At 70.8% G+C, this 13,055-nt stretch carries 11 protein-coding genes; 3 read left to right on the top strand and 8 right to left on the bottom strand.

Annotation, left to right across the window (positions count from 1 at the left end; all coding sequences use genetic code 11):
- The 3 genes from ACIBF7_RS21515 (at position 1) to ACIBF7_RS21505 (ending at position 4,068) form a co-directional block, all read left to right on the top strand.
- The gene (locus tag ACIBF7_RS21515; RefSeq protein ID WP_364228759.1) at positions 1–1,584 is read left to right on the top strand and encodes a peroxidase family protein; all 1,584 of its coding nucleotides are present in this window, start codon (positions 1–3) and stop codon (positions 1,582–1,584) included.
- Between the two features lie 146 nt (positions 1,585–1,730).
- A complete protein-coding gene (locus ACIBF7_RS21510) occupies positions 1,731–3,764 on the top strand; it encodes a hypothetical protein (RefSeq protein ID WP_397197939.1) in 2,034 nt (677 codons plus the stop codon).
- Between the two features lie 61 nt (positions 3,765–3,825).
- On the top strand, positions 3,826–4,068 hold the full coding sequence (locus ACIBF7_RS21505) for a hypothetical protein (RefSeq protein ID WP_364228763.1): 243 nt from the start codon (positions 3,826–3,828) through the stop codon (positions 4,066–4,068).
- 44 nt (positions 4,069–4,112) lie between these two features.
- Here ACIBF7_RS21505 and ACIBF7_RS21500 read toward each other — a convergent pair whose 3' ends face one another.
- The 8 genes from ACIBF7_RS21500 to ACIBF7_RS21465 all read right to left on the bottom strand — a co-directional run bounded on the left by ACIBF7_RS21500 (position 4,113) and on the right by ACIBF7_RS21465 (position 13,040).
- Positions 4,113–5,552 carry a flavin monoamine oxidase family protein gene (locus ACIBF7_RS21500; protein ID WP_364228765.1) on the bottom strand — a complete coding sequence of 480 codons (1,440 nt, stop codon included), beginning with the start codon at positions 5,550–5,552 and terminating at the stop codon, positions 4,113–4,115.
- 122 nt (positions 5,553–5,674) lie between these two features.
- A complete protein-coding gene (locus ACIBF7_RS21495) occupies positions 5,675–6,262 on the bottom strand; it encodes a hypothetical protein (RefSeq protein WP_397197938.1) in 588 nt (195 codons plus the stop codon).
- Between the two features lie 94 nt (positions 6,263–6,356).
- Positions 6,357–7,646 carry an acyltransferase gene (locus ACIBF7_RS21490; RefSeq protein WP_397197937.1) on the bottom strand — a complete coding sequence of 430 codons (1,290 nt, stop codon included), beginning with the start codon at positions 7,644–7,646 and terminating at the stop codon, positions 6,357–6,359.
- A 49-nt stretch (positions 7,647–7,695) separates the two neighbouring features.
- The gene (locus ACIBF7_RS21485; protein WP_397197936.1) at positions 7,696–8,310 is read right to left on the bottom strand and encodes a hypothetical protein; all 615 of its coding nucleotides are present in this window, start codon (positions 8,308–8,310) and stop codon (positions 7,696–7,698) included.
- 165 nt (positions 8,311–8,475) lie between these two features.
- Positions 8,476–10,245: a serine protease gene (locus ACIBF7_RS21480; RefSeq protein WP_397197935.1), complete on the bottom strand. Its 1,770-nt coding sequence runs from the start codon at positions 10,243–10,245 to the stop codon at positions 8,476–8,478.
- 104 nt (positions 10,246–10,349) lie between these two features.
- Positions 10,350–11,306: a hypothetical protein gene (locus tag ACIBF7_RS21475; RefSeq protein WP_397197934.1), complete on the bottom strand. Its 957-nt coding sequence runs from the start codon at positions 11,304–11,306 to the stop codon at positions 10,350–10,352.
- Between the two features lie 308 nt (positions 11,307–11,614).
- The gene (locus tag ACIBF7_RS21470; RefSeq protein ID WP_271274987.1) at positions 11,615–12,628 is read right to left on the bottom strand and encodes an NADPH:quinone oxidoreductase family protein; all 1,014 of its coding nucleotides are present in this window, start codon (positions 12,626–12,628) and stop codon (positions 11,615–11,617) included.
- Between the two features lie 46 nt (positions 12,629–12,674).
- Positions 12,675–13,040, bottom strand: a complete 366-nt coding sequence (locus tag ACIBF7_RS21465) for a MerR family transcriptional regulator (protein ID WP_148034793.1) — start codon at positions 13,038–13,040, stop codon at positions 12,675–12,677.
- Between the last annotated feature and the right edge of the window lie 15 nt (positions 13,041–13,055).

The following is a 13,055-nucleotide window of genomic DNA, read 5'->3' as shown; positions in this document are numbered from 1 at the left end:
ATGGCGGGCAGCACGACAGCGCGCGGCGTCGCCTCGGACGGGCTCGTCAACCGGCTCAGGTTCCTGGCCCTGACCAGCGGCCGGCCGTTCTGGGACCTCCTGCAGCGGGTCGATCCGGTGCGGCGCAGGGTCAACGCGACCCTGATCGACCAGGCGATCCGCGAGATGCCGCCGCGGCCGGAGCCGCTGAGCACCATGGCCGGCTACACCTCCTGGGCCTCGCTGACCGACCGCACCTACAGCGGGCGCCACCTGCCCCCGATCACCGTGGCCGACGACAGGCGGCCGACCCCCGAGCGGGCCGCCGAGCTGTTCACCCGCGGCGAGTCCATGATCCACTGCCCGCGCTCCACGGTGCTGTTCGCGTACTTCGCCCAATGGTTCACCGACGGCTTCCTGCGCGGCGACGTGAACATCCCGCGCGACCCGCGCAAGAACAGCTCCAACCACCACATCGACCTCAACCAGGTCTACGGCCTCGACGAGCGGGCGACCGCCGCGCTGCGCACCTTCGACGGCGGGCTGCTGAAGAGCCAGTTGCTCGACGGCGGGGAGTTCCCGCCCTTCCTGTGCGAGAACGGCAAGATCAAGCCCGAGTTCGCCCCGCTGCGCGTCATCCGCTTCGACGAGCTCAGCGACGAGCAGCGCGACACGCTCTTCGCCACCGGCAGCGACCGGGGCAACATCCAGCTCGGCTTCACCATGCTCACGGTGTTGTTCCTGCGCGAGCACAACCGGGTGGCCCGGCTGCTCGCCAAGAACCATCCGCGCTGGGACGACGAGCGGTTGTTCCAGACGGCCCGCAACATCCTCATCGTGCTGCTGATCAAACTCGTGGTCGAGGAGTACATCAACCACATCACCCCCTACCACTTCCGGTTCACCCTGGACCCGAAGCTGTCGGCGCTGCTGGCGCACGCCCCCTGGCACCGGGAGAACTGGGCCTCGGTGGAGTTCAACCTCGTCTACCGCTGGCACAGCCTCATCCCGTCCCACCTGTCCGTGGGCGGGCACGACCTGCCCCTGGCCCAGACCATGATCGGCGGCACGCTGATCCCCGGCCCCGGGCTCGGCCGGCTCTTCGAGGACGCCTCACGCCAGCGGGCCGGCCGCATCGGGCTGTTCAACACCGACCCGCTGCTGCGGGAGGTCGACGCGGCGAGCATCGCCGACTCGCGCGTGCTCGGGCTGGCCTCGTACAACGACTACCGGCGACACTGCCGCTTCCCCCGGGTGCGCCGGTTCGAGCACGTCTCCGGCGACGCGCGGGTCTCCGGCGCGCTGCGCGACCTCTACCGCGGCGTCGACGACCTCGACCTGTACGTGGGACTCTTCGCGGAGGAACCCGGGTCCCCGGACGCGATCCTGCCGCCGCTGCTCACCAAGATCATCGCCATCGACGCCTTCTCCCAGGCGCTCACCAACCCGCTGCTGGCGCCGCGCGTGTTCAACGCCGCCACCTTCTCCCCGACCGGCGTGCGGATCATCACGGCCACCCGCACCCTCGCCGACGTGGTACGCCGCAACACCCCCGAAGACCCGACCCCCCGCTTCGTCAGCATGACCCGGCAGGCCTTCACATGACCTGCCCACCCATCCCACCCGACCCGTCCCCGTCTGTCCCGTCCAGTCCCTCCGAGGCGTCCCCGGTCGGTTCGTCTGATTCGGCCGCCGCGTTGCTGCGTGCCGCTGCCCGGGAGGTGGTCGATGTCGCGGTCACCCTTCGGGAGGTGGCGGGTCACGCGACGGCCGCGCTCACCGACGGCGAGCTGCTGCGTGGCCTGCCGCGCGCCCCCGCCGAGGGCCGGTCCGCCTGCCGTGCGCTGCTGCGGGCCACCACCGGCCGCCGCGGTCTCGGGTACGCGCTCACCGGCGGGCCGCTGGTCACCCTGGCCGCCAAGGCGGGCGCCATGGCCGGGGCCGAGAGCCTGGTCGTACGCGTGCTGGCCACGTCGCTGCGGCTGCGCATCGCCGCCGTCGCGGTCGACCACCCCGAGCTGGCCGAAGACCCGATGATCGCCCGGCTCGTCGACGCGGCCGCGGCCGACCGCGACCTGGAAGCCGTCCGCGCCCTGCGCGCCCTGCTGAAGGACCGCGGCGTGGTGCGCGGGCTCAGCGGGCTCGCCCCCGTCTTCGGGGAGGTCCTCGCGCTGCGGGCGCTCCTGGACGAGAACCCGCTGAACGACGCCACCGCCTGGCTCATCGCGACCGGCCGGGGCCGCGCCACCGCCGACCCGATCACCGGCATCAGCAACCGGGCCATCGCCGTCCTCGACACCGGGGAGGGCGCCGCCCGCCGCACCGACCTGAGCGACGCCGAGTCCGCCCGGCTCGGCGACCGGGGATCACTGCTCGGGTTCCTGGGCAACATCAGCGTCATCGGCCCCACCGGGCGGATCCTCGTCCAGAGCGTCCAGGGCCCTGACGGGGTGGTCCGGCACGTCGTCCAGGTGCCGGGCATGGCTGGGCTGCTCGACGGCGACTCGCCCCAGGACCTGCTCGGCGCGTTCAGCAGCGCCGTGCTCGACAGCAGCCCCTACAGCCGCGCCCTGGCCAGGGCCGTCGCCGACTACGGGCTGCCCGAGGGCGCCGAGGTGGCGCTCGTCGGGCACAGCGCCGGCGGTGCGGCGATCATGAACCTGGCGCAGGACTCCGGCTTCTGCGCCAGGTTCACCGTCACCCACGTCATCGCCGTCGGATCGCCCGTCGACTTCAAACGGCCCGCCGACCCGCGCACCTGGGTGGCCAGCGTCACCAACCAGCACGACATCATCCCCACCCTCGACGGACAGGGCGCGGGCAACTGCTTCGACCTGAACCCCGGCTGGTACGTCGTCGACTACTACGACTCCACCCACCTGTTCCCGCTCTGCCACCGGCTGGAGCACTACATCGACAACCTAGCCCGCGACCTGCCCGAGGCCCGCGACCACATCGACGACCGGCTCGCGCCCTACCGGGGGCGGGTCGTGCGGTCCCAGGCGTACCAGCTGTTCGACCGCGCGCCCGATCCGGCGGGTTTCCCGTTCCTGACCGTGCCGACCTACTCGCTGGACGGGTCGGTCGAGCTGCCGATCAGGTGCCGTCGCGGCAGCGCGCTCACCGCGCTGTTCGCCGCCGACCGGGAGGCGGTGGCCGGGGTGCTGGAGGGGACCGGGTTCGGGCCCCTGCTCGTCGCGGGCCGCGCCCTGGTCGCCGTGCACGCGGCCTGGAACCGGGACACCAGCTTCGGCGGCTACCGGGAGGCGCACCTCGGCGTCGTCGTGCCCGGCCCGTGGCGGTCGCCCTCGCTCTGGCCCGACCTGCTGCGGAGCGCGGGGCGGCGGCGTTCGGGCAGCCTGCTCGTCGGGTCGGCCGTCGACACCGAGGCCGTCCGTGCCGTCGCGCCGCGGCTGTGGGGTGGTGAGACGCATCTGGAGCCCGTCGATGTGCGGCTCGCCGCGGGGCGGGCGCGGGTCACCGTCGGCGACGCCTTCACCCTCTCCGGGAGACTCGGCCCCTTCCTGCCCGTCGGCGACCGCGACCTGGTCGGCTACACGGCCGGGACCGGTGCCGGCACGCTGCGCTCATGCGTACGGGTCCGCGGCCCTGGACGTCTCCACCCCCTGCCCTTGCTGCGGCTGACGGCCGAACCGGGCTCGGCGCATCCCCTGGCCGAGCGGGTACGCGCCCTCGGGCTCGACGGCGCCAGCCCTCTGTTGTCCTTGTCCTCGCCCGCCCGCCAAACCCTCAGAGACGCCGCCGTCCCCCTGCACTCCCCGTGACCGCCCGCCTGTTGCCGGAGAAGTGTCGCCGTCCTGCTGGTGATCCGCTGATGGAGGAGAAATGCCGGTCGAACACGCAGGGCTCGCCACGCACGCCGAGGTGTTGCGCTCGGACGCCCGCGCGCTCGCCGCCTGCGCCGAGCGCCTGCGCGAGATCGGGGCGCGGCTGGAGGCGGCCGGCGTCGCGCCGCCGTGGCTGCGAGCCTCGGTGAACGCCCACGTCGCCGCCTGCGCCGCCGCCGTCACCGACCTCGACGAGGCCGCGACCCACCTGCACCGCTACGCCGCCCGGGCCCGCCCTTGACGCGGCACGGCTGCCTCGTACGGGACGGACTCGCTCGGGGTGGGTCAGTTCGCTTCGTGGACGGCGCGGGCGGCGCTGAGTCCTGATTCGAGTGCGCCTTCGATCCAGGCGTGCCAGAGCGAGCAGTGTTCGCCGGCGAAGTGGACGCGGCCCTCGGGGGCGATGATGGCGTCGTGCAGGGCCGTCTGCTGGTGGGGCTCGAAGAGGGCGAACGCTCCGGCCGCGTACGGGTCGTTGTACCAGGCGTGGGAGACGCCGAACTCGAAGTGGTCGTAGATCTCCGGGTGGATCTTGGCGACGTCTTCGAGCGCCTGCTCGATGCGTTTCTGGGCGGGCATCGCGCCCCAGCGCAGCGCGTCCTGCCCCCAGGTGTAGGCCGCCAGCAGGACCGCCCGCTCGTCGCCGTCGGCGGGATGCGAGGGGTAGCAGATGCGCCGGATCGGCAGGTCGGTGACCGTGGTGCCGCCGACGATGCCGTCGGTCCGCTCCCAGAACGCCCGCCGCACCTGCAGCAGGATCTTGGTGGAGGCGTTGTAGTTGAGCTCGCGGATGGCGCGCTGCTTGCGGCGGGAGAAGGCGGGCCTGGTCTCGACGTCGCGCAGCACGGAGAACGGGATGGCGCAGATGGCGTGGTCGCCGGTGATCGACGTGCGGCCCGAGCCCGTACGGACGTGCAGGGTCACCGAGTGGTCGTCCTGCTCGATGGCCGTCACCTCGTGGCCGAACCGGATGTGGCGCCTCAGCTCGCGGTAGAACGCGACGGGCAGCCGGTCGGCGCCGCCCACGATCTCCTGCATGTCCTCGAACGCCCGCCCGACGATCTCGCGGAACTGCTCGATGACGGCCGCGTTGAGGTTGGACTCGCGGAAGCTCATCACGCCGTAGAGCTCGATCGCCCCCTCGGAGAACCCACGCTCGCGCAGGAAGCCGCGGATGGAGTAGCGGTCGTACTCGGCGCAGATGCGGTCGAGCGCCTTCTCGCCCTCCAGCGCGTAAAGGTCGTGGATCTCCTGGGTGGCGGTGCGCCACAGATCCTCGTAGGTGCGGCCGCGCTCGTGCTCGGCCAGGCCGAAGTCGACGAGCTGCGGGTTGCGCCCCAGCTCGCCGATGGTCGTCCGGACACCCTGGATGTACGCGAGCGTCCGGGGGTTGTTCATGACGAAGGGGCGCAGGGGCAGCCCGAACCGTTCGCAGTAGGCGAGGGTGAGATCGTGCACGCGGGGTATGCGCATCGCCCCCGCTTCCGCGTACAGACCGGGGGCGAAGTCGCGCAGGGTCAGCACCCGCCCGCCGGCCCGCTGCTGGGCCTCCAGGACCACGGGCTCGTGGCCCTGGCGCATCAGCTCGTAGGCGGCGACCAGCCCGGCCATCCCGGCGCCGATGACCAGCACGCGCTTGCGCGGCCGGCCACCGGCGCCCAGCCCGCGCCCGGCCGTCGCGACCAGCTCGGCCGGGACGCGGAGATCGTGACGCGGGCGGGGCACGCCCGGCGGGTTCGCTTCCAGGGTGCCACGCCCTTCCCTGACGGCTACACAAGGTAATGAAGTGACTACCTGAGGTCAATGCCTCTGTCAAGCCGGGCGCCCGGCTTGACAGTCGGCAGTGGTCAGGAAGACTCCGGCTTGCCGTGACGGTGCTCGTGCGGCCCGTCCATGTGGCGCCGGTCCTTCCCCTTCCCCTCGCCCTCGGACTTGGCCCGGATCGCGACGGCGGTGGCCGTCTCGCCGTCCACCTTCGCCAGGACGGAGACCTTCTGCCCGGTCTTCACCGTGTCGATGGTGGCGTCGCGGTTGATCCGGGTGTCGGCGCCGACCGCGTACTCCCTGGAGTAGCCGTCCTCGCTCTTGACGGTGAGCGAGTCCTGGTCGACGGCCGTGACCTCGCCGCGCTGGGTGGCGACGGTGACGTACTCGCCCTCGCCTTCCCGCACCACGAACTCGCCGTGGAGGTTGATCTTGGGGCCGTCCCAGTGCCGGCGGTCCTCCTTCTTGGAAGGCTTGTCGGACGGGCCGGTCGACGGGGACTCGGTGGCCGTGGGGGCGGGGGCGGGGGTGCCCGACGGGGGTGTGGCCGCCGCGGTGGCGACGCCGGCGCCGGTGGCGACGACGAGCGCGGCGGTGGCGGCGAGCAGCAGGGTACGCGGGAAGCGGCGCTTGGACGGCTGGTTCGCCGCGGTTTCCGGCTCAGTGGTCATGTGAGGTTTCCTCCCCGATGTGCAGGTGTTACCCCAAGAGTGCATGTGGCTGCTTAAGGCTGAGTTAAGCGCTGCACCTGCCTTGACCTGCGCTTTAGGTTCGGCGGGCATGGCGGAGGACGGTCGCCCCGGCGAAGTAGGCGACGAGGGCCGGGGTCGACAGACCGGTGGGGCCGTGGTCGCCGGGGCCCGCCACCGCGGCGACGAGCAGACCGGCCAGCACGCCCGCCATCCCGGCGACGGCCGACACGATCGGCGAACTGTGCGGATCGGGCCGTGGACCGGCGCGCCGCTCGATCGGCCCGAACACCGCCACCAGGCCGGCCAGGACCAGGGACAGCGCGAGGAGCCAGGGCACCCGCAGGACGAACCAGGACGAGGAGCCGGCCGGCGGGTCCGGCAGCACCCCCGTCGGATACAGCGCCACCACGCCGATCACCGCGGCCGTCATGTGCCACAGGAACACCGTCATGATCACGGAGTTGACCGCCACGACCGCCATCCAGGGGCGCGGACGGCGCAGCCACCGGTTGGCCGGATCGCGCAGCCACAGGGCCAGGCCCGCCTGCGTGGCGGCCAGCGCCAGCAGCGCGAGGGTGGGCGGGGAGGTGTTCTGGATCTCCTCTCCCGGAATCCCCACCATGCTGATCGGATACGGCCCGGCCACCGTCATCACCACGAGGGCGGTGAACCCGCCCAGGGCGAGCGGCGGCCCGACGCGCCACCCGGACGGCAGGCGCCCGTCCTGCCAGGAGAATCCGAGCTGGTAGACGGCCAGCCAAGCGAGCAGGAAGCTGGCGTACGCCACGAAGCCGAGGACCGAGGTCATCCGCGCCAGGTCACCCACACCGACGAGCACGGTCAGCAGGATCGGCACGGCGAGCCCGTACCTGCGGTGCAGGGCGTGCATCAGCGGGGTGAGGACCACCACGGCCAGGTACGCCACGAGAAACCAGAGCGGGATCGCCGCCAGCCAGACCCCGGTGCCGACCAGCTCCGCATCGACCCCCAGCGCCCGCGCGGCCAGGGCGCAGACCGCGAGCACGCCGAGGAACGCGGTGGTGGGCCGGACGAGCCGGTCCGTACGGCCAAGGATCCAGCTCACGGCGGTGCCGCCGCGCTTCCGGTGGGAGGTGAGGGAGGCCGCGCCGGCGACCCCGCCGACCAGGAAGAAGACCGGCATCACCTGGAACAGCCAGGTCAGCCGGCGCGTCCACGGAACGACGTCCAGCACGCTGCCGCCCCGCAGGCCGCCGTCGTACGTCACGTACACGGCCAGCCAGTGACCCGTCACCACGGCGATGATCGCGACGGCGCGCAGCAGGTCGACCACTCGATCCCGATGCGCCGGGGTGTTCCCGGCCAGCTGCCGCAGCCGTCCCATAGGCATCTGCTTACCCGGGCGGGCACGGCCGTCACACCGGCGGCGGGTCTCAGGACTTGGGGCGGAACTCCTGCCGGAGCCGCCAGAATTTTTTGCCGGACGCGGTGGTGCAGGCGGTCGCCCCGGAGTAGCCGTACGTGGAGTCGAACCCCGACCGGTTCATCGTCGTGCCCGCCGCGGCCGTGTCGTAGACGCTGTCGACCATGACCTCGACGTGCTTGTCGAACAGCCGGACGACGTCGTCGCAGAAGTACTCCAGGCGTTTCTTGCACGCGTCGCAGGGGCCGATGTTGCTCACCACGAGGACGTGGATGGTGCGGACATTCTGGAGTTGCGTGCCCTGTCCCTCGATCCAGTCGTAGGCGTCCTGCAGCGCGGCGACTTCGCTGTCACGGCTGGACAGGCGTGCCTCGTCCGCGCTGATCCCGGACGGCCGGGGGTGCGCGCCCTTGCTCGCGGAGGTCAGGGAGTAACGCTCCTCCCCTCCGGAGCCGGCCGCCTTGACCGCCGTCCGGTAGCTGTTCGCGTCGTCGAACGAGACGTCGCTGTCGACCATGACCAGGACCTGGGTGAACAGGCCCTGGTGCTGGGCGTGCACGTCCGTCAGCGCCTGGACGACGACCTGGTCGAGCGGGTCGTGCGAATGCGGGGTCGAGGTGGACATCAGGCCTCCTTGCCGATGCGAGAACCCCAATGTTTCACCGGAGGGAAGGAGGTCAACGCCGCGGTGCCGTCCAGGATTGACAGGCCACATCCGGCCGGCACGTGTATCACGGTGAGCCGACGGCCCGGCCAGGGCGGGCGAACGCCTTGGCCGGGCCGGTGGATGTCAGGAGGGCCTGTCGTCAGGTGGGGGTGCGAACTGGCCGAAACGGACGTCGCGGGTCCGGTCCTCGTAGGGCGGCTGGGGCCGGCCCTGCGGGGGCGCGGGATGCCCGTACGGGCCGGCGCCGTGCGGGCCGCTGTGCTGACCGCCCGGCTGGTGGGCGCCGTAGGGACCGCCGCCGTACTGGCCGTGCTGGCCGCCCTGGTGGCCGCCGTACTGGTCCGCGCCGTACGGGACGTTGTTGTGCTGCGGGCCTGAGCCGTACGGGCTCTGCGCCTGGTGATGCGGGGCGGCGGGGAGCTGCTGCATCGGGTACGGCGACGGCTGGGCGTAGCCGCCGCCCGGCGGGTGCGGAGGGAAGGACGGCGGGGGACGCCGGCGGCCGCGCAGGACCTTGACCAGGATCAGCGCGACCACCAGGGCGACCAGCACACCTGCACCGATCAGCACCCACATCAGCATCGGCCGGGGCGACTGGTCCTTGCCCGCGGAGATCGCCTGCTGGGTGTCGCTGATGTACTTGGCCACGTACGGGTGGTTCGGGAACAGCGCCTGGACCTCGCGGAACTTCGGCAGCGCGTCCTCGTAGTAGTGACGGAAGTAGTCGTTCAGCGCCTCGTTGTACCGGGTGGTCGTGGTGGCCTGGGCCGCCTTGATGTTCTTCTCGCCGAGCTTCTCCTTGACGATGCTCACCGGCAGCACGAAGCTCTCGCTCTCCGAGGCCTCGCCGCCCTCGCTCACGGTGCCGGCGATCAGCATGCCGATGACCTTGCCGTCCTTGCTGAAGACGGGGCCGCCGGAGTTGCCGTGGTAGGAGGGCGCCTGGGTCTGGATGTACGGCACGCCGGTCTGCGTGGCGCGCGTGGCGTTGTACGGGCCCTCGGTCAGCGCCGGCTCCAGCCTCGACTCCAGGCTGAAGAACGCCGTGTTGGTGACCAGTCCGGGGAAGCCGCTGATGTAGAGCGTGTCGCCGGTGCGCACGTCGCCGTCGTCGCCGAGCGGCACGGTCGGCATGTTCTGCTGGCCGTTGACCTTGAGCAGCGCGAAGTCCTTGCCGGGGTAGTTCTCGCCCACGGAGACCAGCTCGGCCGGTACGGCCTTGGCGGTCTTGTCCACGCCGCCGCCGGGCAGGCTCTGCAGAACCGTCAGGCTCTGCTGCAGGCCGCGGATCTTCATGTGGGTGCTGTTGAACGTGACGAAGATCTGCTGCGCGAGCTTGAGGATCTCCTCGTCCGTCTCGATGCCCTGCAGGCCGCTGACGATCCCCTGGGCGTCTTCCTTGTTGAACGTGGCCAGCGCCTGCTGCGCGAACATCTGCGCGAGCTCGGTGTCGCCGACCTGGACGCAGTGCGCGCCGGTGACCATGTAACCGTCGGGGGTCACCCACCAGCCGGTGCACAGGCCGCCGACCTCGGCTTCGACGGTGCGCTCCGGCGAGCTCACGGTGAGGTAGGCGTCCACGTTGCCGGCGATCCGCTGGAACATCCACTTGGCGATGCTGCGCTCGTCCGCGGAGATCTTGCCGGACGTCACGGCGTCGGTGGCCTGCACGGTGAGCTGGTTGAACGCGGCCTGGTTGAGCGCGCTCGACGGCACGGCGACCGTGCCGGTGTAGGTGAGGCTGATCAGCTGCACCGCCGGCTGGGTGCGGGCGGCCAGCCAGGTGCCGACGGGCACGTCGGGACGCTCGTCGGCGCCGTCGTCGGCGACCGCCGGTAGGGCGGGCAGCGCGACCGCCATCGCGACCACCGCGGCTGCGGCGATCTTTCGCAACTTACTGCTGTGATTTCCACGCACAACCGCACATGGTGACGAATCGATCTTGTGGATGACTTGTGGATGACTTGTGGATGACTTGGCGACAGTGCCGCCGAGGGTCACGTGGTGACGGTCACGTCGCGCAGCAGGAGCCGGCTGGCCGCGTAGGCGTGCAGATAGAGGTGGAAATCCTCGGCCTTGGCCTTGGCCGACCTGTCGGCGGTGACGACCGTGGCGACCACGTAATTCTGCGACGGGTTCGTACGGATCATCCCGTAGGCGAAATCGGCATGCGTCATGTCCCTGCGGGTGTTCACCGAATTGCCCGCCTGTTTCTGCAGCTTCTTGGCCGTGGCCCTGGCGACGGAGGCCGTCGGGAACTCCATCATGACCTGCACCGCTTTCACATGTCCGCGGTAGGCCGTGTAGGCGATCTGAATGGCGCGCTGACACTTGTTCCCGGCCAGCACACCCCGGGCGTCCACCGGGTCGCACGTGTCGTACGTCCAGCCGTCGACTTTCTTGGCCGAGTAACGCACGCCCTGGAACTCGAACCGCCAGTCCTGGAACTCGGTGTGCGCGAATCGCGTCCCCGACTCGTCCGGCGCGGCTGTCGGTTCGGGCTCGGCGGTCGGCTCCTGCGAGGGCTCCTCGGACGGCTCGCCCGACTGCCAGGGCGCCGTCGTGGGGAACGAGGGCGCGGTGCTCGGCTGGGCGGCGGGCGCGGAGCCGGAGGCGTTGACGTAGTAGGCCGCACCGGCCACGCCCCCGCCCACCAGGACCACGGCCAGGCCGACGGAAAGCGCGACGATCAGGCCGGTGTTGCGCCTGGGCGGCGGGTCATACGGAGGCAGGTTCATGCCGAACCCGTCCTGCCAGGCCCGAGGGTCGAACTGGTCCTGCGGGCCGTGGTTCCGGTGGCCGGTTCCCCGGGTCTGACCGGTGTCGTCCCACTGTCCGAAGTCGGACCGGGGGAACGCGTGATCGGGGGACGGCTGCCGCCCGTGTCGCATCGGTGGCCGCTGTGGCCGGGAGGCCCAGGGGTCGTCCGGATGAGGCTGTCGAGGGTCGGTCATTGCCCCATTGTGAGATGACTTTTCGCAGTTAATCGGACTACGCCGGTTAATGGCATGGAAGTGAACCGGGCCGCCGCTTTCGTGCGTACTACCTCAATCGAGCCGTCTCGCGAACAACGGGATCCTCACTCACGGGGAAAGGCTGAAACCATTCTCCCTATGCGCCTTTCCCTCCGTCATCGGCAGCGCCGGCCATAAGGAGCAGGGCGGCATGTTCCGCCGGTACATCATCTGGCGGAGCAAGCATGCCGCCGACGAACGGCTCCGCGAGGTCGTGAACAGGGCGGAGGTTGCCGGACGCGGCACGACTAGCGCCACGGATCGAGGGCGTGTTTGCCGCGGGTCCGGCCGGCTTCGAGTTCCCGCAGCACCGTCGCCCCCGCAGCCAGGGGGTGAACCTGGGGGGTGCCGGGCGTGTACACACCGTGGGCGATGAGAGCGTCGATCTCGACGAGCAACGACTGATAGATCGACGGGACCGCGGTCGCCAGCGCACCGATGTGCAGGCCCTTGACTTGAACCTGGTGGGTGAAGACCAGGTCGTGCGTGGTCAGGGTGGCGTCGCCGGAAGCGGCGCCGAACACGATGACGCGTCCGGTGAAGGGTTTGGTGACCGACAGGCTGGTTTTGAACGTGGCCTGTCCCACCGATTCCAGGACCAGGTCGACCCCGCCGGTCAGGCGGGTGATCGCCTCAGCCAGATCGGGACGCCGGCTGTCGAGGATCTCGTCGGCGCCGAGCGCTTCGACGGTGTTGTGCTTCGCTGGTGAGGCCGTGGCGATCACGCGTGCACCGTAGTGGCGGGCGAGACGAACGGCGGCCTGCCCCACGCCTCCGGCCGCGGCATGAACGAGCACCACCTCACCCGTCTTGATCTCGCCCAACGGCTTCAGTGCCGCCAAGGCGGTAGCCCAGTTCAGCACCAGGCCGAGGGCTTCGGCATCGCTCCAGCCGGAAGGCACGGGCAGCACACCCGCAGTCGGCATCGTCATGTACTGCGAGAATGCGCCGGGGCCGGCTCCGACGACGCGGGTGCCGAGCCGCAGTGGCCTCTCAACGTTCGGGCCAACACCCACGATCTCCCCGGCGGCCTCGAAACCCGCCACATAGGGCGCCTGCGGGCCTCCTCCGTAAGTTCCACGGGTCTGCATGACGTCAGCGAAGTTGACCCCGGCGGCGCCCACGCGGATCAGGTACTCGCCGGGCCCTGGGGTGGGGCGGCGATGATCGGCCGTGAGGGTCAGATCCTCCGGTCCCCGGTGCGACCGCTGGACCAGCGCTCGTACCCACTGCTCAGCGGTGTGCTGCTCGTTGATCTCCATGCGCCGAAGGTAGGAGCCTCACACTTACGTCAGGGTCAAGTAGCTGTCAGAGATCAGTGCGGCAGGCTTCTCGAAGGTAGGCGTCGAGTGCCGCCTGCTGATCGCTGAGAATCGCGATGCGCGCGGCGAGCCGATCGCGATAGCTCTGCACCTCGTGCAGGAACTCCGCGCACACCACGCCGGTGCCGGCATCGGGTCCGTCGGTGAGGCGGGGCAGGGCTTCCCTGATCAACCGTACGGGCAGCCCGGACTCCAGCAGCGAGCGGATGATGAGCACCCGGTCGATCGTGGACTGGCAGTAGTCGCGGAACCCATTGCTGAATCGGCCAGGGACGATCAAGCCCTCATCCTCGTAGTGCCGCAGCGATCTCACACTCACACCGCTGACCCTGGAGGCTTCGCTGATCTTCACACTCGGAGACAACAC

Source organism: Nonomuraea sp. NPDC050478 (genome assembly GCF_044458265.1).
GTDB classification, from domain to species: domain Bacteria; phylum Actinomycetota; class Actinomycetes; order Streptosporangiales; family Streptosporangiaceae; genus Nonomuraea; species Nonomuraea ferruginea.
This window is presented reverse-complemented; position numbering and strand designations above follow the sequence as displayed.

Coding starts and splice junctions, on each gene's coding strand:
- ACIBF7_RS21470 (WP_271274987.1), bottom strand. CDS start 12,628: ATGGAGATCAACGAGCAGCACACCGCTGAGCAGTGGGTACGAGCGCTG.
- ACIBF7_RS21495 (WP_397197938.1), bottom strand. CDS start 6,262: ATGACCACTGAGCCGGAAACCGCGGCGAACCAGCCGTCCAAGCGCCGC.
- ACIBF7_RS21475 (WP_397197934.1), bottom strand. CDS start 11,306: ATGACCGACCCTCGACAGCCTCATCCGGACGACCCCTGGGCCTCCCGG.
- ACIBF7_RS21490 (WP_397197937.1), bottom strand. CDS start 7,646: ATGGGACGGCTGCGGCAGCTGGCCGGGAACACCCCGGCGCATCGGGAT.
- ACIBF7_RS21515 (WP_364228759.1), top strand. CDS start 1: ATGGCGGGCAGCACGACAGCGCGCGGCGTCGCCTCGGACGGGCTCGTC.
- ACIBF7_RS21505 (WP_364228763.1), top strand. CDS start 3,826: ATGCCGGTCGAACACGCAGGGCTCGCCACGCACGCCGAGGTGTTGCGC.
- ACIBF7_RS21485 (WP_397197936.1), bottom strand. CDS start 8,310: ATGTCCACCTCGACCCCGCATTCGCACGACCCGCTCGACCAGGTCGTC.